Below are 23,115 nucleotides of genomic sequence, written 5' to 3'. Positions count from 1 at the left end.
GCTGACTGTCACGTTCAGCTCATAACTCACCCCGAAAGGACTTGCGCCATGAAAAAAATAATGGGTATTGCCGCACTGCTGCTGCCGCTCGCTTTTCATCCCGCGCATGCGGACACCAGCCAGCAGAACAAGATGACCGCCTGCAACAAGGAAGCCGGTGCCATGAAGGGAGACGAACGCAAGGCCTTCATGAAGAGCTGCCTCAGCAGCAAGCCCAAGGTCAGCGACGCACAACAGGCCCAGCGTGAAAAGATGAAGTCCTGCAATGCCGCGGCCGGCGACAGGAAAGGCGATGAACGCAAGACCTTCATGAGCGGCTGCCTCAAGGGAGACTGATTGTCCGCGTCATTCCGTCCAGACTTTTTCCATTCATCCCCTGCTCCGCGACTGCGGGCGGGGGACATTCCTTCATGTCATGCCGCAGGAGCCGCCCTTGCCTGACCGCCGCATCGTGGTCATGGGCGTCTCGGGCTGCGGCAAGAGTTCCGTCGCGCGCCTGCTGGCTCAACGCCTGGACTTCGCCTTCGTCGAGGGCGACGATATGCATTCGCCATCCAGTCTCGACAAGATGGCAGCCGGCATTCCGCTGACCGATGCCGACCGCGAGGACTGGCTGCATCGCCTGAAGCAGACGCTGCAGGACCACGCGGCGCAGCGCAGCGGCGTGGTCCTGACCTGCTCCGCCCTCAAGCACCGTTATCGGGATCTGTTGCGGCAGGCCGATGCGCAACTGTTCTTCGTGCATCTGCATGGCGACCGCGCATTGATCGCCGAGCGCATGCGCATGCGCGAACGGCATTTCATGCCGCTTGCGCTGCTCGACAGCCAGTTCGCCGATCTCGAACCCTTGCAACCGGACGAACAAGGCGTGGTGCTCGACATCCTTCACACACCGCAGGAACTGGCCGAGCAGGCGGCACTGGCGCTGACTGACGACACGCCATAGCCTGCCTGACGTTCTCTCCTATTTCTTCAGCCCCTGCAGCAACGCCGCATGGAAGCGCTCGGGCTGCTGTATCTGCGGCGAATGGCCGAGATCGTCGAATTCGATCAGCGTTGCATGCGGAATGCTTTGCGCGGCCTGCTTGCCGAGCACCGCGTAATTGCCGAGTCGCGCGCGTGCTTCCGGTGCTGCGAAGTTCTTGCCGATCGCGGTGTTGTCGCGCGTGCCGATCAGCAGCAGCGTCGGTACCGTCAGTCGCGGGAATTCATAGACCACCGGTTGCGTATAGACCATTTCGTAGGTCAGCGCCGAGTTCCAGGCGACGATCTCCTTGCCTTGTCCTGCGTACATGCCGGCCTGCATGTTCACCCAGCGATCGAACTCCGGGCGCCACTGGCCGGCGTAATAGGTGCTCTGCTGATAGTTGCGGATGCCGGCGGAATTGGTCTTGAGCTCGTTTTCGTACCACTGGTCAACGGTCCGGTACGGCACGCCCAGCGTCTTCCAGTCCTCGAGCCCGATCGGATTGACCATCACCAGTTGCTCGGTCTGCTGCGGGTACAGCAGCGCATAGCGCGTGGCGAGCATGCCGCCCATCGAATGTCCGATCACGGTCGCCCGCGCAACGCCCAGGCTCTGCAGCAAGGCGTGGGTGTTGGCCGCCAGTTGATGGAAGCTGAATTGATAGTGCGCCGGCTTGCTCGATTTGCAGAAGCCGATCTGGTCCGGCGCGATCACCCGGTAACCGGCATCGCTCAGGGCCTGGATGGTGCCTTCCCAGGTCGCCGCGCAGAAATTCTTGCCGTGCATGAGCACCACGGTGCGTCCGTTGGCGCGTGCGGGCGCCACGTCCATATAGGCCATCTGCATTGACTGGCCTTGCGAAGTGAAAGCGAAGTGGCGGACCGGGTGCGGATAGTCGAAGCCTTCCAGCTCGGGACCATAGGCAACGGTCTCCTGCGCCGAGACGGCGGCAGGCAGCATGGCGGCGATGACGGAAGCGAGCAACAGTCGCGACAGGGAAACGGGCATGGGGACTCCTTCGGAAACGGATGGACTCTTCCATCGAGTTACCACAGCCGGATTTGGTTCCGGCCGGCAAGAACTCATTCGGTGCGGGCGGTCGCTGCCTCGCCGCGCAGCAATGGATACGGATTCAAGGCGCCGTTCTTGTAAATGCCGTAATGCAGATGCGGCGGCGTGCCGCGCGCATTGCCGGTATTGCCGACGGTGCCGAGCACAGCGCCCGGCATTACGCGGTCGCCAGCGGCGATTTCGGCGTAATCGTCGAGGTGAGCGTAGTAATGGCGTTGCCCGCCCGGCCCCAGCACCCATACCACCTTGCCGCCGAGATTGTTGGTGCCGACACTGGTGACGATGCCTTCCGTGGTCGAGAGAACGGCGGTGCCGCGCGCGGCGAAGATATCGATACCTTCATGCACGCGGCCATTGCTGCGCGAGGCATTCCAGGTATCGCGCAACTGGCGCAACGCAACACCCTCGACAGGCACCGGCAAGGAAAGCGGCGCATCCATCATCGACAGCCGCACCACGTGAAACGGCATCTTGACGACCGACGGCACCCACGGCCACGCCAGCCAGCCGCCACCGATCAGCACGAGCCACAGCAGCGGCGCGCGCCAGCGCGGAGAGCGTTGCACGATGTCGTCGGCGTCGTCCATGCAGCATGGGACCACGCAGGACGCCGTGCGTTCTATGTTTCAGGGAAGCGGCGCGCAGAAACGACACCGCTGAAAGGGAAATGCACGCGATGCGCGCAACAACGGATGCTCATTCCGCATCCGCGTTCTGCGATGGCGACAGCGCATCCTTACGCTCGGCCCATTGCAGCAATGCATCGAGCGCCGGACAAAGCGCCTGCCCCCAATCGGTCAGGCTGTATTCGACCTTGGGCGGTACCTGAGGGTAGAGCTTGCGATGGACGATGCCGTCGGCTTCCAGTTGTCGCAACTGTTGGGCCAGCATCTTTTGCGAAATGCCGGGAATCAGTTTTTCGAGATCCGAGTATCTCTGGACTTGGCCACCGAACAAATGGAACAGGATGACCAGCTTCCAGCGTCCTTCGAGGAGCCGAAGCACTTCTTCGACGCCGACGGCAGCCGTAAGTGGGGTATAGGCGATGCTCATTTGTTGTTGAGTAAGTAGCTTACTTTATCGTGCGTTCTTGCGAATCAGAAAGTGTATGCCGAAAATGGCTCGTCCATCACTTTCAGAAGAAAATCCCATGTCCATTCCTCTCCCCTCTTCAATCGCCGCCTTTTTCGAGGCGGACAACTCCGCGGACGCCGAGCGCGCCGCCCAAGGCTTCGCACGCGATGCCGTCGTTCGCGATGAAGGGCATACCCATCAGGGACAGCAGGCCATTCTGTCCTGGCTGCTCGATGCCCATGCGAAATATGAATACATCGCCGAACCGCTGCACGTCTCCGAGGATGGCACAAGCGTCACCGTCCTTGCCCGCCTGACCGGCAATTTCCCGGGCAGCCCGGCACAACTCGAATACCTGTTCGAACTTGCCGACGACAAAATCAACGCGCTGGAGATTCACTGATGAGCATGGATCTCGAATTACAAGACCTGCGGGTACTGATCACGGCAGGAACCAAGGGCATCGGCCAGGCGACGGTCGAACTGTTTCGTCAACTCGGCGCCAGGGTGATCACAACCGCGCGCGTCCGTCCGGAATCTCTGCCGGAAGAATCGTTCGTCGCCGCAGACCTTGCCACCCTCGACGGCTGCACCGCCGTGGTCGATGCCGTCAAGCGCAGGCTGGGCGGCGTGGATGTCATTGTCCACGTGCTGGGCGGTTCGTCCGCGCCCGCCGGCGGCTTTGCCGCGCTGGACGAGAGCGAGTGGCACAAGGAACTGTCTCTGAACCTGTTTCCCGCGGTACGGCTGGACCGTGCCCTGCTGCCGGGAATGATCGCGCAGGGATCGGGAGTGATCATTCATGTGACGTCGATCCAGCACCAACTTCCGCTGCCGGAATCGACCACGGCATACGCGGCCGCGAAGGCCGCGCTCTCGACCTACAGCAAGAGTTTGTCAAAGGAAGTGACACCTAAAGGCGTGCGCGTGGTGCGCGTTTCTCCCGGCTGGGTCGAAACCGAAGCGGCTGTTGCACTGGCGGAGCGGCTTGCGGAACAGACCGGCACCGACTACGAGGGCGGCAAGCAGATCATCATGAAGTCGCTGGGCGGTATTCCGCTTGGACGACCGTCCAGACCGGTGGAAGTGGCAAACCTGATTGCCTTCCTGGCTTCTCCGCGCGCCGCCGCCATCACCGGCACCGAGTACGTCATCGACGGCGGCACCATACCGACCGCCTAGATTCGCGCGTCAACGCAAACGCTCTCCCAAGCTGTCTTACCCGCAGCTCCGGTACATGGATAGCGTGCCGCATTGCACCGCGCCGACGCACGAAGATCGGGCGTCGGCGCATCACTCAAGTGCAATGTCAACGCACCGAAATGATCTGCCCGGCTCTATCCCGCATGGTTACGCGGCCTGCCACTTTGGCAACGCGATGGCACAGCGCTTGCTAAATCCCGTCTTGTACACAAGAAGGGATACCACATGCTCGGATGGACAATCACGGAATGGCAGGACGCCTACCGCGCGGGTCACACACCCGCAACACTTCTCGGCGAACTGCTCGCTTCGCTGCCCGCGCCTGATGCGGCCTGGATATCGGTCATCGAACCATCCATGCTGGAGGCCCAACTGGCGCGGCTCGCGCAACGGCTGCAGCAGGTCGGCAACGATCCATCCCGATTGCCTCTCTATGGCGTGCCGTACGCGGTCAAGGACAACATCGACGTCGCCGGCCTGCCCACCACCGCCGCCTGCCCTGCCTTCGCCACTACGCCGGAGACCGATGCCAGCGTAGTGCGGCGGCTCGCGGACGCAGGCGCCATCGTCATCGGCAAGAGCAATCTCGACCAGTTCGCCACCGGGCTGGTCGGCGTGCGCTCCCCCTACGGCATTCCGACCAACACCTTCGATCCGGCCTATGTTTCCGGCGGCTCCAGCTCGGGCTCGGCCTCGCTGGTAGCGCGCGGCATCGTGCCCTTCGCGCTCGGCACCGACACCGCAGGTTCCGGTCGCGTGCCGGCCGGGCTCAACAACATCGTCGGTCTTAAGCCGACGCGCGGCGCCTTCAGCAATACCGGCGTGGTACCGGCCTGCCGCACGCTCGATTGCGTCTCGGTCTTTGCCACCACCTGCGCCGATGCGGTGGCGGTCTATGACGTTGCCGCATCCTTCGATCCAAGCGATGGCTTGTCGCGTCGCCTGCCGGCCGATGCGCAGGACCGCCGCCTGCCGACGCAACCGCGCTTCGGCATTCCGGCCCAGCCGGAGTTCTATGGCGACAAGCTGGCCGAGCAGGCCTTCACAGATGCCATCGCCCAGCTTGAGGCCCAAGGCGCGCAATGCGTACCGACGGACTTCTCGCTGTTCGATGAAGTCACGCAGCTGCTCTATGACGGCGCCTGGGTAGCCGAACGCTACGCGGCCATCCGCGCGTTTGCCGCCACGCAGGAAAGCGACATCCATCCCGTGGTGCGCGACATCATCTTCAAGGCGAAACAGTTCTCCGCTGCAGACGCGTTCGAAGGCATGTACCGCCTGGCCGATCTCAAGCGTCGCGCCGATGCGCTGATGGCGCAGTTCGACGGCCTGGTGGTGCCGACCGCGCCCACGCATTACCGGATCGACGCCGTGCTCGCGGACCCGGTGCGCCTCAACAGCCACCTCGGCAAGTACACCAATTTCGTCAACCTGCTCGACTGGAGCGCCTTTGCCGTGCCCGCCAGCCTGCGCCCGGACGGCCTGCCGTTCGGCATCACCTTCATCGCCGATGCATGGCAGGAGCGCGCGCTGGCCCTGTTCGCGGCGCGCTGGCATGAAACGACCGGCCTTGCACGCGGCGCCACCGGGCTGCCGCTGGCGGCAGCGACGCCGGATAACGCAGACACACCGGCACCCGGCACCATCCGCGTCGCCGTGGTCGGCGCCCATCTGCGCGGCATGCCGCTCAACCATGAACTGACCTCGCGCGATGCGCGCTTCGTCGCGGCGACCTCCAGCGCCGACAACTACCGCCTCTACGCACTGGCGAACACCGTGCCGCCCAAGCCGGGCCTGGTACGCGCCGACAGCGGCGCGGCGATCCGTCTCGAACTGTGGGACGTGCCCAGCGCCGCCTTCGGCTCCTTCGTCGCCGGCGTGCCGGCGCCTCTGGGCATCGGCAACGTCACGCTGGCCGACGGTAGCACGGTCAAGGGCTTCATCTGCGAACCGGCCGGACTCGACGGCGCACGCGACATCACCGCGTCCGGCGGCTGGGCCGCCTACATCGCGAGCCAGCAAGCCGCGCAACCATAAACCACACGCCGACATTCCGAGGAACCGCATGTTTCATACCGTCCTGATCGCCAACCGCGGCGAGATCGCCTGCCGCATCGCCCGCACGCTCAAGAAGATGAACATCCGTTCGGTCGCCGTCTATTCGGATGCCGACCGCAACAGCCTGCACGTCTCCGCGGCCGACGTCTCCGTCGCGCTCGGCGGCCAGACCGCGGCCGAAAGCTATCTGCGCGGCGACCTGATCATCGCGGCCGCCAAGCAAACCGGCGCCCAGGCCATCATTCCCGGCTACGGCTTCCTGTCCGAAAACGCGGACTTTGCCGCGCAGTGCGAAGCCGAGGGCATCGCCTTCGTCGGCCCGACGCCGCAGCAGATGGAACAGTTCGGCCTCAAGCATGCGGCGCGCGAACTGGCGGAGAAAGCCGGCGTGCCGCTGACGCCGGGTTCGGGCCTGCTGGCCGACGTCGAAGAAGCCCGGCGCGAAGCTGCGCGCATCGGCTATCCGGTCATGCTGAAAAGCACGGCCGGTGGTGGCGGCATCGGTCTGACGCGCTGCAACGACGAAGCAGAACTGATCGCCGCCTTCGAATCGGTGCAGCGTCTCGGCAAATCCTTCTTCGCCAATGCCGGCGCCTTCGTCGAACGTTTCGTCGATCAGGCGCGCCATGTCGAGGTACAGATTTTTGGCGATGGCCGCGGCAACGTGATCGCGCTCGGCGAACGCGACTGCTCGCTGCAGCGGCGCAACCAGAAGGTGGTCGAGGAAACGCCGGCCCCGGCATTTTCCGAAGAACTGCGCCGTGCGCTGCTGGCTTCGGCCGAAAGCCTGGGACGCTTGGTCGGCTATCGCTCGGCCGGCACCGTCGAATACATCTACGATCCGGCACACCAGGCCTTCTACTTCCTGGAAGTGAACACGCGGCTGCAGGTCGAGCATGCGATCACCGAAAGCGTGACCGGCATCGATCTCGTCGAATGGATGATCCGCACCGCCGCCGGCAAGCCGCCCGCGCTCGACAAGAACGTCGTGCCGCAGGGCGCCTCGATCGAGGTGCGCATCTATGCCGAGAATCCGCTGCGCAACTTCGCGCCGAGTCCCGGCACGCTGACCGAGGTGCACTTCCCCGACAACGTCCGTATCGACACCTGGGTCGAGACCGGCACCGAGGTGTCCGCGCATTACGATCCGATGATCGCCAAGCTGATCGTGCACGGCAGGGATCGCGATGCCGCCATCGATGCCATGGCGCAGGCGCTGGATGCCACGCGCCTGTCGGGCATCGCCACCAACCTCGACTACCTGCGCAAGATCGTGCGCAGCGACGACTTCCGCGCCGGCCGCGTCTCCACGCGCAAGCTCGACAGCTTCGCCTACCAGCCGGCCGTGGTCGAAGTGCTCGATGGTGGCACCTACACCACGGTGCAGGATTATCCGGGCCGCGTCGGCTACTGGGACATCGGCGTGCCGCCATCCGGCCCGATGGACGACTGGGCGTTCCGGCTCGCCAACCGCATCGTCGGCAACGCGCCGCATGCGGCCGGCATCGAGACCACGGTGCTGGGTCCGACGCTGCGCTTCCATACCGATGCCGTGGTCGCCCTGACCGGCGCGCCGACCGATGCCACGCTCGACGGCCAGGCCGTGCCGTTCTGGTCGCCGATCGCGGTGGCGGCCGGACAGGTGCTGCGCATCGGCAAGGCAAACAGCGGCTGCCGCAGCTACCTGGCGGTCCGCAACGGCCTCGACCTGCCGGTCTATCTGGGCAGCCGCGCCACCTTCGCGCTCGGCCAGTTCGGCGGTCATGCCGGCCGCACGCTGCGCCCCGGCGACGTATTGCCGGTGGCCGATCCCGCCCTGCCCGCCACCGCCGATCTGGCGCCGCTGCATGCGCCGGCCGCGCTGCCGCCGCAACTGGTTCCGAGCTACGGCAAGACCTGGGAAATCGGCGTGCTCTACGGCCCGCACGGCGCGCCCGACTTTTTCACGCGCGATGCGATCGATACCTTCTTCGCCAGCGAATGGGAAGTCCACTACAACTCGAACCGCCTCGGCATTCGCCTCAACGGCCCCAAACCGACGTGGACACGTTCCGACGGCGGCGAGGCCGGCCTGCATCCTTCCAATGTGCACGACTGCGAATACGCGATCGGCAGCATCAACTTCACCGGCGACATGCCGGTGATCCTGACGCGCGACGGCCCCAGCCTGGGCGGCTTCGTCTGCGCCGCCACCATCGTCAAGGGCGAACTGTGGAAGGTCGGCCAGGTCAAGCCGGGCGACAGGATACGCTTCGTCGAAATGACGTTCGACGAGGCGCTCGCGCTCGAGCAGCGCCAGGATGCCTTCCTCGACGACTGGGATGCGAGCCGCATGCGCCCGGCCCTGCTGTCGCCGGAACGCGGCTCGCCCATCCTGTTCGAGCAGGCGGCCAGCGGCGAACGGCCGAAAACCGTGTTCCGCCAGGCCGGCGACAAGTACATCCTGATCGAATACGGCGAGAACGTGCTCGACCTCAACCTGCGCTTCCGCGTGCACGCGCTGATGGAAGCGCTGAAGACCAACGTCGTGCCCGGCGTGCTCGAACTGTCGCCGGGCGTGCGTTCACTGCAGGTGCGCTACGACAGCCGCATCATCGCGCAGGACAAGCTGGTCGCCGCGCTGGCGGCGGCCGACGCCGGCCTCAGCGGCATTGCCACCATGCAGGTCGCCAGCCGCGTGGTCTATCTGCCGATGGCCTACAACGATTCGGCCACGCTCGATGCGGTCGCGCGCTACCGCCAGTCGGTGCGCGATACCGCGCCGTGGCTGCCGAGCAATACCGAATTCATTCGCCGCATCAACGGCCTCGATTCGGAAGAGGACGTGCGCAACACCATCTACGAAAGCAGCTACATGGTGCTTGGCCTGGGCGACGTCTATCTGGGCGCGCCGTGCGCGGTGCCGGTCGATCCGCGCCATCGCCTGCTGACGTCCAAGTACAACCCGGCGCGCACCTACACCGCCGAAGGCACGGTCGGCATCGGCGGCGTCTATATGTGCATCTATGGCATGGATTCGCCCGGCGGCTACCAGTTGGTCGGCCGCACGCTGCCGATTTGGAACAAGTTCATGAAGAACAGCATGTTCATCGACGGCAAGCCATGGCTGCTGCGCTTCTTCGACCAGGTGCGCTTCTACCCGGTGACCGAGCCGGAACTCGATTCGCTGCGCAACGATTTCCGCGAGGGACGCTGCGGCGTGCGCATCGAGGAAGAGATCTTCGATCTCGGCAAGTACAACGCATTCCTGGCCCGCATCGAACCCGAAATGGAAGGCTTTCGCGTGCGGCAGAAGGCTGCCTTCGAGCTCGAGGTGGCGCGTTGGGCCAACGAGGCCGACAGCGCCGCGGCGGCCGCCGACATGCGGCATGAAACGGTAGATGCCGCGGAGCTGTCGGGCGCCGTGGTCTCGGCCGACATCACCGGCAACGTCTGGAAGCTGGTGGCCGAGGCCGGCGCCGCCGTCAAGGCGGGCGACCCGCTGCTGATCCTGGAGGCGATGAAGATGGAGTTCCACATCGCCGCACCGTGCGACGGCATCGTCGGCGACTTCCTCTGCAAGCCCGGCATGATGATCAATGCCGGCGATCCGCTGGTGTCCATCCAATGAAACCGGAGCGCAACATGATGGACGACACCTCGGCCGCCCTGCCCGCCCGCAGCGCCAACAACCTCGCGGCGCAGATTTATACGCAGTTGAAGGCCGACATCTTCGACTTCCGCCTGCTGCCCGGCGACAAGTTCAGCGAAGGCGACATCGCGCAGCGCATGCAGGTCAGCCGCACGCCAGTGCGACAGGCCCTGTTCTGGCTGCAGCGCGAAGGCTATGTCGATGTGCACTTCCGCAGCGGCTGGCAGGTGCGCAGCTTCGACTTCAAGTACTTCGAGGACCTCTACGAGATCCGCATCATGATGGAGACGGCCGCCGTCGCGCGCATCGTGGCGCACGACCTGACTGCGCATCTCGAACCCCTGCGCGAAATCTGGTGCGTGCCGGCCGGCGAACAGCTCGACGAACTCGGCAAGATGGCGGCGCTCGACGAAGGCTTCCATGCGCGGCTGGTGGCCGCCGTCGGCAACAACGAGATGGCGCGCATGCACCAGGACGTGACCGAGCGCATCCGCATCATCCGCCGCCTCGACTTCACCAAGACGCCGCGCATCGACGCCACCTACCGTGAGCACGCGGCGATCCTCGAAAGAATATTCGCCGGCGACGCCGACAGCGCGCAGCAGATGCTGTCCGAGCACATCGCCGAGAGCCGCGACGAGGTCAAGCGCATCACGCTGTTCATGCTGCACAACGCGCGCGCGCAATACGGCACGCCGCAAGTCGGCAGCCCCTGAATCGTGCAGATGCACCGATGCGGCGCAGCCGGGTATCCGACCAGTGATGCGATTGCGCACACGAGGCCGGACGTTGGACTTCCATGCGCCGCGATTCGATCCTCATGCCGCTGTCGGGCGTGGTCTGGAACTTGCTTTTATTGAACCGTCTTGTATCCAAGATGAAATCCAACCTGGCAGCCCGTTCGTTTCATTGTTTCCATCCGTTCTTTGCACCGTGTTTTCTCGTTCAACCACTTAGGAGCACACCAACATGTCACGTCGTCTGATTCTGAAAGCCACCGCACTCGGTGCATTCACGCTTGCCGCGTCTTCCTGGCTCCCTCCCGCGTTCGCCGCCGACACCATCAAGGTCGGCATCCTGCATTCGCTGTCTGGCACCATGGCGATTTCCGAAACCTCGCTGAAGGACGTGGCGCTGATGGCGATCGAGGAAATCAACGCCAATGGCGGCGTGATGGGCAAGAAGCTCGAGCCGGTGGTGGTGGACCCGGCCTCCAACTGGCCGCTGTTCGCCGAGCGTGCGCGGCAGCTGATCTCGCAGGACAAGGTCTCGGTCGTGTTCGGCTGCTGGACCTCGGTCTCGCGCAAGTCGGTGCTGCCGGTGTTCAAGGAATTGAACAGCCTGCTGTTCTACCCGGTCCAGTATGAAGGCGAGGAACTCGAGAAGAACGTCTTCTATACCGGCGCCGCACCCAACCAGCAGGCGATCCCGGCCGTGGAATACCTGATGAGCAAGGAAGGCGGCGAAGCCAAGCGCTTCGTGCTGCTGGGCACCGATTACGTCTATCCGCGCACCACCAACAAGATCCTGCGCGCCTTCCTGCACAGCAAGGGCGTCAAGGATAGCGACATCGACGAGGTCTATACGCCCTTCGGCCACTCCGACTACCAGACCATCGTCGCCAACATCAAGCGCTTCTCGGCAGGCGGCAAGACAGCCGTCATCTCGACCATCAACGGCGACTCGAACGTGCCCTTCTACAAGGAACTCGGCAATGCCGGCCTGAAGGCGACCGACGTGCCAGTGGTGGCATTCTCGGTCGGCGAGGAAGAACTGCGTGGTGTCGATACCAAGCCGCTGGTCGGTCACCTCGCTGCGTGGAACTACTTCCAGTCGGTGAAGAATCCGGTCAACGCCGACTTCATCAAGAAATGGAAGGCCTACGCCGTCGCCAAGAAGCTGCCGAACGCCAGCACGGTCGTAACCAACGATCCGATGGAAGCGACCTACGTCGGCATCCACATGTGGAAGCAGGCGGTCGAGAAAGCCAAATCGACCGATACCGACAAGGTGATCGCCGCCATGGCCGGCCAGACCTTCAAGGCGCCGTCCGGTTACACGCTGAAGATGGACGAAACCAACCACCACCTGCACAAGCCGGTGATGATCGGCGAGATCCGCGCCAACGGCCAGTTCAACGTGGTCTGGAAGACCAAGGAACCGATCCGCGCGCAACCGTGGAGCCCCTACATCAAGGGCAACGAAGGCAAGCAGAAGATGTAATTCGCCACCACGGCAAACGGGCTGCGCCGGCCATGGCAGGCGCAGCCATGTTCTCCCGCCCTTGCGGCGGGAATGCATTCTCCGCAAACACGGCAGGCGCTGCGGCGCCGCCGCATGAATTCCTACCATGACACGTCTTTCAAGAATCCTGATGCATGCGTGGCTGGCCGGCCTGCTCTGCCTGGCCTCGTTCGGCGCGCATGCCGCGATCGACCGTGCGCTGCTGACACCGCTCGGCGGCGACGATCCAGACGCGCGCATCGAGGCAGTCGGTCTGATCGCCGCGCTCGCCAATGCCGATGCACGCAAGGTGCTGGACGCCCTCAACAACGAAACGCTGGTCGTCACGCCGGCGGGCGACGTGCTCGTCATCGACGGCGGCGACGCCTGGAATCCGGCCACCGGCGAAACCGCGCCGGTGCCCGACGACGTCGAGGACGTCAGCGTCAACAATCGCCTGCGCGGCGTGCTGCAGGGCGCGCTGTCCGGCATGCGGCTGTTCTCGGACCAACGCGACGAGCGCCTGTCGGCGGCACGCGCCATGCTGCGCAACGCCGATCCCGCGCAGTTGCCACTGGTGGAAAAAGCGCTCGCCCACGAGGACGACGCGGAAGTCACCGCCGTGCTGAACCAGGTGCGCGCCATCGCCAATCTCGGCGCCGAGGACGCCCAGACGCGCAAGGCAGCGCTGATCGCCCTGCGCGACACCAGCGACGCCAGCCTGCTGGCGACCTTCCGGCAGATGACGGAGAAAAACGCCGACGGCAGCTACGCCGAACCGGATGCCGGCGTGCGCGCCGAGGCCGCCAAGACCATGGCCGCACTGCAGAACCACCTGCGCATGACCGACTTCGCGGGCAAGGTGTTCTACGGCCTGTCGCTCGGCAGCGTATTGCTGCTGGCGGCGCTCGGCCTGGCGATCACCTTCGGCCTGATGGGCATCATCAACATGGCGCACGGCGAGATGCTGATGATCGGCGCCTACACCACCTACGTCTGCCAGCTCATCTTCCGCAAGTATTTCCCGGACGCGATCGACGGCTATCTGCTGGTCGCGCTGCCCGCCGCCTTCGTCGTCACGGCCGCGGTCGGCATCGTCATCGAACGGCTCGTGATCCGCTGGCTCTACGGCCGTCCGCTCGAAACGCTGCTGTGCACCTGGGGCATCAGCCTGATGCTGATGCAGACCGTGCGCTCGATCTTCGGCGCGCAGAACGTGGAAGTTTCCAACCCGGCCTGGATGTCCGGCGGCTTCACCGTGCTCGGCTCTCTCTCGCTGTCGTGGAATCGCATCGTCATCATCGTCTTCTCGCTGCTGGTGGTGCTGGCGGTCTGGCTGATCCTGAACAAGACGCGCCTCGGCCTGTTCGTGCGCGCCGTCACGCAGAACCGCCGCATGGCGGACTGCGTGGGCGTCTCCACCGGACGCATCGACATGATGACCTTCGGCCTCGGCTGCGGCATTGCCGGACTCGGCGGCGTGGCGCTGTCGCAGCTCGGCAACGTCGGCCCCGACCTCGGCCAGGCCTACATCGTTGACTCCTTCATGGTGGTCGTGCTCGGCGGCGTCGGCCAGCTGGCCGGCACCGTGATCGCCGCCTTCGGCCTGGGCGAGGTCAACAAGTTCCTCGAGCCGGTGGCCGGCGCGGTACTGGCGAAGATCGCCATCCTCGTCTTCATCATCGTCTTCATCCAGAAACGTCCGCAGGGCCTGTTCGCGCTGAAAGGCAGGAGCGTCGAATGAACATGAACGCACCTTCGTTTTCCTCTCCGTTCTCTTCCCTGTTCTCGCGCCCGGCATGGATCGCCATCGTCGTCTGCGGCGTGATCCTGGCTGCCCTGCCGCTGCTGAACCTGGCATTCGGTCCCGAGCATCCGCTGCACGTGTCGAGCTACACGGTCGGCCTGATCGGCAAGTTCATGTGCTATGCGATGGCAGCGCTCGCGCTGGACCTGGTCTGGGGCTATACCGGCATCCTGTCGCTCGGCCACGGCGTGTTCTTCGCGCTCGGCGGCTACATGCACGGCATGTACCTGATGCGCGCAATCGGCCGCGACGGCGTCTATCAGAGCGATCTGCCGGACTTCATGGTGTTCCTGAACTGGAGCGAGTACCCGTGGTACTGGTGGATGACCGAACACTTCTGGTTCGCCATGCTGCTGGTGGTGCTGGTGCCGGGACTGCTGGCCTTCGTGTTCGGCTACTTCGCGTTCCGCTCGCGCATCAAGGGCGTGTATTTCTCGATCATCACGCAGGCCATGACCTTCGCCTTCATGCTGCTGTTCTTCCGCAACGACACCGGCTTCGGCGGCAACAACGGCTTCACCGACTTCAAGCGCATCCTCGGCTTCACCATTACCACGCCCGAGACCAAGGCCGTGCTGTATCTCGTCACGCTGGCCGCCCTGCTCGGCTCGCTGCTGCTGTGCCGTGCCATCGTGACCTCGCGCCTGGGCCGCGTGCTGCAGGGCGTGCGCGATTCGGAATCGCGCCTGATGTTCATCGGCTACAACCCGCTGTGGTTCAAGCTCTTCGTGTGGACGCTGTCGGGCGTGCTGTGCGGCATCGCCGGCGCGCTCTACGTGCCGCAGGTCGGCATCATCAACCCATCCGAAATGTCGCCGGCCAATTCGATCGAGATGGTGATCTGGGCTGCGGTCGGCGGGCGCGGCTCGCTGCTGGGACCGATCATCGGCGCCTTCAGCGTCAACGGCCTGAAGAGCTGGTTCACCGCCGCCTTCCCGGACCTGTGGCTGTACGCGCTCGGACTCATCTTCATCCTCGTCACGCTGTTCATGCCGCAGGGCATCCTCGGCGTAGTGCAGAAACTGAAGAAACGCATCAAGGACGGAGAAACGGCATGAAGGTCACCCATCCCATCGACCACCAGGGCCGCACGATCGATGCCGGCATCGACAGTGCCGGCGACCAGGGCGAAACCAGCTACGGCCGCGTCAAGCCGCAGGGACTCGATACCGCGCACGGCGCGATCCTTTACCTGGACGACATCACGGTCGATTTCGACGGCTTCAAGGCCATCAACAAGCTCAACCTCGACATCTCGGTCGGCGAACTGCGCTGCATCATCGGTCCCAACGGGGCCGGCAAGACCACCATGATGGACGTCATCACCGGCAAGACGCGCCCGACCTCGGGCACCGTGTTCTTCGGACAGACCATCGACCTCACGCGCATGACCGAATACGAGATCGCGCATGCGGGCATCGGCCGCAAGTTCCAGCGGCCGACCGTGTTCGAGCAGCATACGGTGTTCGAGAACCTCGAGCTCGCGATGAAGGCCGACAAGCGCGTGCGCACCACGCTGTTCGCGCGCCTGAACCGGGAGCAGCGCGACAAGATCGCCGACATCCTCACGCTGATCCGGCTCGACGGGCAAGAGCGTCGAGCCGCCGGCCTGCTCTCGCACGGTCAGAAGCAGTGGCTGGAAATCGGCATGCTGCTGATGCAGGAGCCGCTGTTGCTGCTGCTCGACGAGCCGGTGGCCGGCATGTCCGACGCCGAGACCGAACGCACTGCCGAACTGCTCAACGAGTTGCGCGGCAAGCATTCGATCATGGTGGTGGAGCACGACATGGGCTTCGTCGAGGAGATCGCGCAAGGCGGCAAGATCACCGTGCTGCACGAGGGATCGGTGCTGGCCGAAGGCACGATGCAGCAGGTGCAGGCCAACGAGCGCGTGATCGAAGTCTATCTGGGACGCTGAAGGAGACCTGACCACCATGCTGCAAGTCGATCAACTCAACCAGTACTACGGCGCGGCGCACACGCTGCGCGGCGTCTCGCTGACGCTCGAAAAAGGCCGCTGCCTGGCGCTGCTCGGACGCAACGGCGTCGGCAAGACCACGCTGCTCAAGTGCCTGATGGGCGTGCTGCCCGTCGCGCGCGGCAACGTCACGCTCGAGGGCCGCGACATCACGAAGCTCAAGCCGCACCAGCGCGCCGCGCTCGGCATCGCCTACGTGCCGCAGGGCCGTGAAATCTTCGCGCGCCTGACGGTCGAGGAAAACCTGCTGATGGGGATGGCAACCAAGTCCGGCCGCAAGGCGTCTGCCATACGCGGCGAAGTCTATGAACTGTTTCCGGTCCTGAAGGAAATGCTGCACCGGCGCGGCGGCGACCTGTCCGGCGGCCAGCAGCAGCAACTCGCGATCGCGCGCGCCCTGCTGGCGGATCCGAAGCTGATCATCCTCGACGAGCCGACCGAGGGCATCCAGCCGTCCATCATCAAGGACATCGGCCGCGTGATCCGCCTGCTGCGCGAGCGCGGCGACATCGGCATCCTGCTATGCGAACAGTATTTCGACTTCGCACACGAACTGGCCGATGATTTCGTCGTCCTGTCGCGTGGCGAGGTAGTGACATCGGGCACGCACGCGCAGATGGATGGCGAGGATGTGAAGCGGCACCTGGCCGTCTGATCGTTCGATGCCGAAAAAAAAGCGGGCCGCAGCCCGCTTTTTTGTGTATCAGCCTTTCACCAGGCCAGCCAGATCACCCCGAAGATCGCCGCCGCCACCGCCGCCAGCTGCCCGGTGCGGATCGCGCGCTGCGGCGCATACGTCAGCAACAGCACCAGCAGCAAGGCGCCGGCCGTCATGGTGCCCAGGCACAAAACGGAACCGACGGTCCAGCCCTGCAGGCGCACGCAGACCGCAAAGGTCAGCAGCAGCGCAACGGTGCCGAGCAGGCGACAGACCTTGCGTGTTTTCTGGTCGGGCTCCTTGCCGCGGCCGTGGATGTCGGCGTAATGGCGATCCATGCCGATGCTGAGCGCGGTCCAGCCGCCGTAGGCCAAAGCCAGGCCCGTCACGAAACCGAAAGCCGTCATGTCGCCTCCCGCGGCACCAGATCGTCACCATCGGCCGGCGTCGGTTTCGATCCGGCCGAAGCGGCGACAGGCGCTGCCTTGGCGGTCGGTGCCGCCGTCTGCGGGCGCGCCTTGGCGACCGGCTTCATCGCACTCTTCTTTTTCTGCAGATGGCGCACCGCATAGAACAGCGCGATGCCGAACACCAGCGCGAACAGATCGAAACCGACCACCGGCCACGGTCCTTTGCCCTGCAGCAGCGTGATGCCCAGATGCGAATCGGTGGTGAAGACGTTCAGCAGCGGCAGGCCGACGAACATCGCGCCGCCGATGCCGAGCATGATCTGCCACATGCCGCGCGTGGGCCGTATCTGCGCCAGCAGCGCGACGACGGCCCAGGCGATGAAGAAGCTGGCGATTTCGGTTTCCGGCCGCTTGTCGATGCCGACCGGCAGCAGGCGGTTGGCCCAGAAATAGCTCGCGTAGGCGATCGGCAGGCCGGCAATGGCACCGATGTTGAGCGCCTCGACCAAGCGCAGGCCGAAGCCGATACGGCCGCCCTTGGCCAGCACCTTCGCGTATTCCTGGCGCTTCTTGACCGCCCACAGCAAGGCGCCGGTTGCGACCATCGCGCAGCCGGCCAGGCCGCACAGGAAGAACAGGAAGCGCAGCCAGCTGTCGGCAAAGTGGGCAATGTGCAGGCCCATCAGCACGCCGCGCGATTCGGCGGCGCCGCTCGGCGTATCACCGGTGGTGGCGATCAAGGCGCCGCTCGCGCCATCGAACTGCACGGCCTGCCGCAGGTAGGACAGCTTGGGCCCGAGCTGGCGCGAGATGTTGACGGTCGCGTTGGCATCGCCCGCGTTGTTGACGGTGATGCGGTCAACCTCGCCGCCGCCCCAGTGCTTCTGCGCCTGCGCGATCATCGGCCCGAGCGGCGCCAGCGGCACGGCGACGCCAGCCGGTTTCTTGTTCTCGGCATTCGGGAAGACTTCGGCGAAGAAGGTCTTTTCATCACCGTTGTAGGCAACCTGCGCGCCGATCGGCATGTAGAGGAACATCAACGTGATCAGCCCGGTATAGGTGATCATCAGGTGGTACGGCAGTGCCAGCACGGCCACCGCGTTGTGCGCGTCCAGCCAGGAGCGCTGCCCCTTCTTGGGACGGAAGGTGAAGAAATCCTTGAAGATGCGCTTGTGCGTGATGACGCCGCTGATGATGGCAGCCAGCATGAACATCGCGCAGAAGCCGACGATCCAGCGTGCCCACACCGCCGGCATGTAGTGCAGATCGAAATGCAGGCGATAGAGGAAATCGCCGCCGCGCGTGTCGCGCGCTTCGCCGAGTTCCTCGCCGGTGGCGGGATTGAGCTCGCGGCTTTCGAACTTGCCGCGGCCTTTTTCGCCCGGAGGCGGCGGCGTGAACCAGCCGACGGACACGGAAGGATTGCGTTCGCTGGGCGCGCTGATGAACCAGCGCGGCACGCCGGCTGCATCGCGTTCCAGCACGTGCACTGCCTTCTCGATCGCGACCTCAACCGGTACCGGCGTCATGGCCGCCTCGTGCAGCTCGGGCTTCATCCACAGCGAAACCTCGTCGCGGTAATAGGCAGCCGTACCGGCCGAGAACACCAGCAGCAATATCCAGCACACCAGCAGTCCCGACCACGTGTGCAGCCACGCCATCGACTGGCGGAAACCTTCCTTCATGCCGTACTCCGCAAAGCCATGACGCCCATTCCCAGCAGCAGCGCCGGAATGCCGATGCCGAGCCAGGCCCGCAGCGCATCACGCGCCGCGAATACCCAGACCACCGCGCAGACATAGACCGTGAACGACAGCAGCGTGGCGGTCAGTACCGCATCCGCCCGCGCCATCGGCAGGGTCAGCGCCATGAACGCCGTGGCGGCCGCCGCCAGCGCATAGCCGCCGATGATGGCGGCCACCGCACGCGACGCCACGCCGAGGCGGTAGCGCAATCCTTCGTTCGCTTTCATCTTGTTCCGGCTGCTCGCTGCTTACTTGTTGGGCGTGGCGGCCGGACCTGCCGGCACGGCCTTGAGGCCGCTTGGCTGGTTCAGCGACAGCGTGGTGACGAAGCTGGCGACGTCATACTTCTCGCCGTTGCGCTCGCCCGGCGTCTTGTCGGTGTGGTGGACTTCCAGCACGTAGGTGCCCTGCCACGGACGGTCGAAGCTCACGATGCCCTGCTCGTCGGTCCAGCCTTCCTTGCCCCAGCCTGACTGCACGATGATGCCGACCTTGGTCTTGGCCAGCGGCTCGCCCTTGTAGGTGACCTTGAATTCGCCTTCCTTGCCGGTCGGCACGATGTCCAGCGTCAGCTTGGGTTCGACGGCGGCATTGGAAGTCACCAGGCGCGCAGCCGGCGTCCACACCATGCGCGAGACGACCTTGTCGCCGTCCTTGCGCTCGATCACCGGATAGGAAGCTTCCTCGGCGAAGATGGTTTCGTTCTTGCCGGCGCGGCCCGACAGCGCAAACGCGTTGGACGTCTTGTTCAGCGACAGCTGCTGCTCGCCCTTGGCGCCTGCCAGCGTGGCGGTCGGCTTGACGAACTTGTCGAGCAGGCCCGGCGAGGCTTCGCGCAGGTTGTCGCCGAATTCACCGAAGTACAGGTTGGCACCCTTGTCGTTCTGTTCGAGCCAGACCTGGTGGGCTTGGGCGGAACCGGCGAACAGCAGTGCGGAAACCAGGGGCAGCAGAGCGAGTCGTTTCATGGAAGCATCCTTTTCTGGAGGAGATGAAAGAAAGACGGCGAGCCGATGCCCGCCGCCCTCGTTTTTAATGAGAACAATTATCGTTGCCATTCTAAAGAGAATCGCCGCCGCCCGCAAATGAAAACGCGCGAAAACGCATGGACAGGCCGATTTCCCCGCTATTTCTCCGCGATTTTTCCCCTATTCCTCGCGCCGGCACACCATGCGATATAACAATGGCAAGACCAGCAGCGTCAGGAAGGTCGAGGACAGGATGCCGCCGATCACCACCGTCGCCAGTGGCCGCTGCACCTCGGCGCCGGTACCGGTGGCGAGCGCCATCGGCAGGAAGCCGAGCGACGCCACCAGCGCCGTCATCAGCACCGGCCGCAACCGCGTCAATGCGCCCTCGCGCACCGCCTCGGCCAGCGCCATGCCCTCCTCGCGCAGGTTGCGGATGAAGGAAATCATGACAAGGCCGTTCAGCACCGCCACGCCCGACAAGGCAATGAAGCCGACCGCGGCCGAGATCGACAGCGGAATCCCGCGCAGCCACAGCGCGACGATGCCGCCCGTCAACGCGAACGGAATCCCGCTGAACACCAGCAGGCCGTCGCGCACGTTGCCGAACATCGCGAACAGCAGCGTGAAGACGATCAGCAGCGCCACCGGCACCACGATCTGCAGGCGCTGGCTGGCCGACTGCAGCTGCTCGAACTGGCCGCCCCACGTGGTCCAGTAGCCGGCCGGAATCTGCACGCGCTGGCGCAACTGCTCCTCGGCCTCGGTCACGAAGGAACCGAGGTCGCGCCCGCGCACATTGGCGCTGATCACGATGCGGCGCTTGCCGTTCTCGCGGCTGACCTGATTGGGGCCGGGCGCGATGTTCATGCTGGCGACCTCGCCGAGCGGGATGAAGCGCACTGTTCCCATCCCCATGCCCTGCTCGCGTGGCAGCGCCAGCGGCAGGCGGCGGATCGCCTCGATGTCCTCGCGCACGCGATCCGGCAGGCGCACCACGATGTCGAAGCGGCGGTCGCCGTGGAACACGGTGCCGGCCGGCGTGCCGCCGGTGGCGGTGGCGATGGCGGCCTGCACCTCGGCCACGTTCAGGCCGTAGCGCGCGGTCTTCTCGCGGTCGATCTGCACGGTCAGCATCGGCAGGCCGGTGGTCTGCTCGACCTTGACGCCGGTGGCGCCGCGCACACCGCCCAGCACGGCGGCGATCTCGGCCGCGCTGCGGTTCAGCACGTCCATGTCGTCGCCGAACAGCTTGACCGCGACGTCGCTGCGCACGCCCGAAATCAGTTCGTTGAAGCGCAGCTGGATCGGCTGCGAGAACTCGTAGTTGCTGCCGGGAATCGCATCGGCCGTCTTCTGCAGCGCCGCGACCAGTTCCGCATGCGTCTTGCGCGGTTTGGGCCACTGGTCCATCGGCTTGAGCATGACCACCGTGTCGCTGATGTTGGGCGGCATCGGGTCGGAGGCAACCTCGGCGGTGCCGACGCGCGCGAACACGCGGGCGACCTCCGGATGTTCGGCAAGCAGCGCCTTTTCCAGTTGCTGCTGCATCGCGACCGATTGCGTGAGGCTGGTGCCCGGCACACGCAGCACCTGGATCGCGACATCTCCCTCGTTCAGGCTGGGCGCGAACTCGCTGCCGATACGTGTGGCAAGCAAGGCCGACAGCACCACGATGGTCCCCGCCAGCGTCAGCACCACAGGCTTGTTGCGCATGGCACTGTCGAGCGCCGGCGCATACCAGCCGCGCGCCTTGCGCATCAGCACGTTTTCCTTTTCGGCCACGCGCTCGCCGATGAACAGCGCGACCGCCGCCGGCACGAAGGTGATCGACAGGATCATGGCGCCGGCCAGCGCCATCACCACCGTGATCGCCATCGGATGGAACATGCGCCCTTCGACGCCGGTCAGCGCGAAGATCGGCAGATAGACGGCCATGATGATGAGCTGGCCGTAGATCAATGGCCGCCGCGCCTCGCGCGCCGCCGCGAACACTTCCTTGAAACGCTCGCTGCGCGTCAGCACACGGCCCGCGTGCGCCTGCGCATGGGCGAGACGCCGCACGCAGTTCTCGACGATCACCACCGCGCCGTCAACGATGATGCCGAAGTCCAGCGCGCCCAGGCTCATCAGGTTGGCACTGACCTTGTAGCCGACCATGCCGCTGAAGGTGAACAGCATGGACAGCGGGATCACCAGCGCCGTGATCAGCGCCGCGCGCACGTTGCCGAGGAACAGGAACAGCACCACGATCACCAGCACCGCGCCTTCGAGCAGGTTCTTCTTGACCGTGGCGATCGCCTTATCGACCAGATGCGTGCGATCGTACGCGGTGACCGCCTTCACGCCGGCCGGCAGCGTGCGGTTGATGTCCTGCATGCGGGCGTCAACCGCCTGCGACACCGCGCGGCTGTTCTGCCCGATCAGCATGAACACGGTGCCAAGCACGGTTTCCTCGCCGTTGGCGGTGGCCGCCCCGGTGCGCAGCTCGCGCCCGAGGCCGACCTCGGCAACCTCGCGGATGCGGATCGGCACGCCGCCGCTGTTGCCGAGGATGATGTTGCCGATGTCTTCCACCGTCGCCACCTGCCCCGGCGCGCGGATCAGCAGTTGCTCGCCGTTCTTCTCGATGTAGCCGGCGCCGACATTGGCATTGTTGCGCTCGAGCGCCAGCACCACGTCCTGCAGCGTCAGCCCGTAGGCGGCGAGCCGTTCCGGCAGCGGCGCGACCTGGTATTCGCGCTCGAAGCCGCCGATCGTGTTGACCTCGGCCACGCCCGGCACGTTGCGCAGCTGCGGCTTGATGATCCAGTCCTGGATCTCGCGCAGGTCCATGGCCGTATAGGGCGTGCCGTCGGGCTTGCGCGCGTCCTTGTCGGCTTCCACCGTCCACATGTAGATTTCGCCGAGACCGGTGGAGATCGGTCCCATCGCCGGCACGATCTCGGGCGGCAGGCTCTGCCGCGCTTCCTGGATGCGCTCGTTGACGAGCTGCCGCGCGAAATAGATATCGGTGCCGTCCTTGAAGATCACCGTGATCTGCGACAGTCCGTAGCGCGACAGCGAGCGCGTCTGCTCGAGGTCCGGCAGCCCGGCCAGCACCGTTTCCAGCGGCCAGGTGATGCGCTGCTCGGTTTCCAGCGGCGAATAGCCGGGCGCGGCGGTGTTGACCTGTACCTGCACGTTGGTGATGTCCGGCACCGCGTCGATGGACAGGCGCTGGTAGTTGTAGATGCCGATGGCGGCCATGCCGAAAGTCAGCAGCATGACCAGCCAGCGCTGCTCGATGGCGAAGCGTATGAGTCGTTCGAACATGTGCGTC

The 23,115-nt window shown here is 64.9% G+C and carries 20 protein-coding genes; 12 read left to right on the top strand and 8 right to left on the bottom strand.

The features are described 5' to 3' along the window. Positions 1 to 48: 48 nt before the first annotated feature. The gene (locus IEV38_RS04320) at positions 49 to 336 is read left to right on the top strand and encodes a PsiF family protein (RefSeq protein ID WP_188394950.1); all 288 of its coding nucleotides are present in this window, start codon (positions 49 to 51) and stop codon (positions 334 to 336) included. A gap of 97 nt (positions 337 to 433) precedes the next feature. Next, entirely contained in the window at positions 434 to 946 is a 513-nt protein-coding gene (locus tag IEV38_RS04315; protein WP_229728671.1) for a gluconokinase, read from the top strand. Between the two features lie 18 nt (positions 947 to 964). On the opposite strand, the gene IEV38_RS04310 is transcribed toward IEV38_RS04315, so the two are convergent. From IEV38_RS04310 to IEV38_RS04300, 3 genes are all read right to left on the bottom strand, one after another. Beyond that, a complete protein-coding gene (locus tag IEV38_RS04310; RefSeq protein WP_188394948.1) occupies positions 965 to 1,975 on the bottom strand; it encodes an alpha/beta fold hydrolase in 1,011 nt (336 codons plus the stop codon). Positions 1,976 to 2,049: 74 nt separating this feature from the next. Then, complete coding sequence (locus IEV38_RS04305; RefSeq protein WP_229728670.1) at positions 2,050 to 2,625, bottom strand: M23 family metallopeptidase; 576 nt, start codon at positions 2,623 to 2,625, stop codon at positions 2,050 to 2,052. A gap of 109 nt (positions 2,626 to 2,734) precedes the next feature. Next, positions 2,735 to 3,091, bottom strand: coding sequence for a winged helix-turn-helix transcriptional regulator (locus IEV38_RS04300; RefSeq protein WP_188394947.1), 357 nt, complete (start codon positions 3,089 to 3,091; stop codon positions 2,735 to 2,737). A gap of 97 nt (positions 3,092 to 3,188) precedes the next feature. Between IEV38_RS04300 and IEV38_RS04295 the strand changes: the two genes are divergently transcribed. From IEV38_RS04295 to urtE, 10 genes are all read left to right on the top strand, one after another. Further along, positions 3,189 to 3,515: a nuclear transport factor 2 family protein gene (locus IEV38_RS04295; protein ID WP_188394946.1), complete on the top strand. Its 327-nt coding sequence runs from the start codon at positions 3,189 to 3,191 to the stop codon at positions 3,513 to 3,515. After that, the gene (locus IEV38_RS04290; RefSeq protein ID WP_188394945.1) at positions 3,515 to 4,294 is read left to right on the top strand and encodes an SDR family oxidoreductase; all 780 of its coding nucleotides are present in this window, start codon (positions 3,515 to 3,517) and stop codon (positions 4,292 to 4,294) included. The genes IEV38_RS04295 and IEV38_RS04290 overlap by 1 nt, the downstream gene beginning before the upstream one ends. 246 nt (positions 4,295 to 4,540) lie before the next feature. Next, entirely contained in the window at positions 4,541 to 6,352 is a 1,812-nt protein-coding gene (atzF, locus tag IEV38_RS04285) for an allophanate hydrolase (protein ID WP_188394944.1), read from the top strand. Between the two features lie 28 nt (positions 6,353 to 6,380). Continuing rightward, positions 6,381 to 9,983, top strand: coding sequence for an urea carboxylase (uca, locus tag IEV38_RS04280; protein ID WP_188394943.1), 3,603 nt, complete (start codon positions 6,381 to 6,383; stop codon positions 9,981 to 9,983). 14 nt (positions 9,984 to 9,997) lie between these two features. Further along, a complete protein-coding gene (locus tag IEV38_RS04275; RefSeq protein ID WP_229728660.1) occupies positions 9,998 to 10,720 on the top strand; it encodes a GntR family transcriptional regulator in 723 nt (240 codons plus the stop codon). Between the two features lie 253 nt (positions 10,721 to 10,973). Continuing rightward, positions 10,974 to 12,227, top strand: a complete 1,254-nt coding sequence (urtA, locus tag IEV38_RS04270) for an urea ABC transporter substrate-binding protein (protein WP_188394942.1) — start codon at positions 10,974 to 10,976, stop codon at positions 12,225 to 12,227. A gap of 127 nt (positions 12,228 to 12,354) precedes the next feature. Beyond that, complete coding sequence (gene urtB, locus IEV38_RS04265; RefSeq protein ID WP_188394941.1) at positions 12,355 to 13,971, top strand: urea ABC transporter permease subunit UrtB; 1,617 nt, start codon at positions 12,355 to 12,357, stop codon at positions 13,969 to 13,971. After that, positions 13,968 to 15,092, top strand: a complete 1,125-nt coding sequence (urtC, locus tag IEV38_RS04260; protein ID WP_229728658.1) for an urea ABC transporter permease subunit UrtC — start codon at positions 13,968 to 13,970, stop codon at positions 15,090 to 15,092. Before urtB ends, urtC begins: the two co-directional genes overlap by 4 nt. Next, complete coding sequence (gene urtD / locus IEV38_RS04255) at positions 15,089 to 15,952, top strand: urea ABC transporter ATP-binding protein UrtD (RefSeq protein WP_188394939.1); 864 nt, start codon at positions 15,089 to 15,091, stop codon at positions 15,950 to 15,952. Before urtC ends, urtD begins: the two co-directional genes overlap by 4 nt. 16 nt (positions 15,953 to 15,968) lie before the next feature. Continuing rightward, positions 15,969 to 16,667 (top strand): urea ABC transporter ATP-binding subunit UrtE, encoded by a 699-nt coding sequence (gene urtE, locus IEV38_RS04250; protein WP_188394938.1) that lies wholly within the window; start codon positions 15,969 to 15,971, stop codon positions 16,665 to 16,667. Between the two features lie 56 nt (positions 16,668 to 16,723). Here the strand turns inward: urtE and IEV38_RS04245 are convergent, their stop codons facing one another. From IEV38_RS04245 to IEV38_RS04225, 5 genes are all read right to left on the bottom strand, one after another. Further along, the gene (locus IEV38_RS04245; protein WP_188394937.1) at positions 16,724 to 17,077 is read right to left on the bottom strand and encodes a DUF3325 domain-containing protein; all 354 of its coding nucleotides are present in this window, start codon (positions 17,075 to 17,077) and stop codon (positions 16,724 to 16,726) included. Further along, positions 17,074 to 18,765, bottom strand: coding sequence for a PepSY-associated TM helix domain-containing protein (locus IEV38_RS04240; RefSeq protein WP_188394936.1), 1,692 nt, complete (start codon positions 18,763 to 18,765; stop codon positions 17,074 to 17,076). The genes IEV38_RS04245 and IEV38_RS04240 overlap by 4 nt, the downstream gene beginning before the upstream one ends. Continuing rightward, positions 18,762 to 19,052 (bottom strand): DUF3649 domain-containing protein, encoded by a 291-nt coding sequence (locus IEV38_RS04235; protein ID WP_188394935.1) that lies wholly within the window; start codon positions 19,050 to 19,052, stop codon positions 18,762 to 18,764. The genes IEV38_RS04240 and IEV38_RS04235 overlap by 4 nt, the downstream gene beginning before the upstream one ends. 21 nt (positions 19,053 to 19,073) lie before the next feature. Beyond that, entirely contained in the window at positions 19,074 to 19,793 is a 720-nt protein-coding gene (locus IEV38_RS04230; RefSeq protein ID WP_188394934.1) for a DUF4198 domain-containing protein, read from the bottom strand. Positions 19,794 to 19,973: 180 nt separating this feature from the next. Beyond that, positions 19,974 to 23,108, bottom strand: coding sequence for an efflux RND transporter permease subunit (locus IEV38_RS04225; protein ID WP_188394933.1), 3,135 nt, complete (start codon positions 23,106 to 23,108; stop codon positions 19,974 to 19,976). Positions 23,109 to 23,115: the final 7 nt, after the last annotated feature.

It is taken from the genome of Oxalicibacterium flavum, assembly GCF_014635065.1.
In the GTDB taxonomy this organism is placed as follows: Bacteria; Pseudomonadota; Gammaproteobacteria; order Burkholderiales; family Burkholderiaceae_D; genus Oxalicibacterium; species Oxalicibacterium flavum.
Note: the sequence above shows the minus strand (reverse complement) of the source record. Positions and strands in the feature narration are given on the sequence as shown.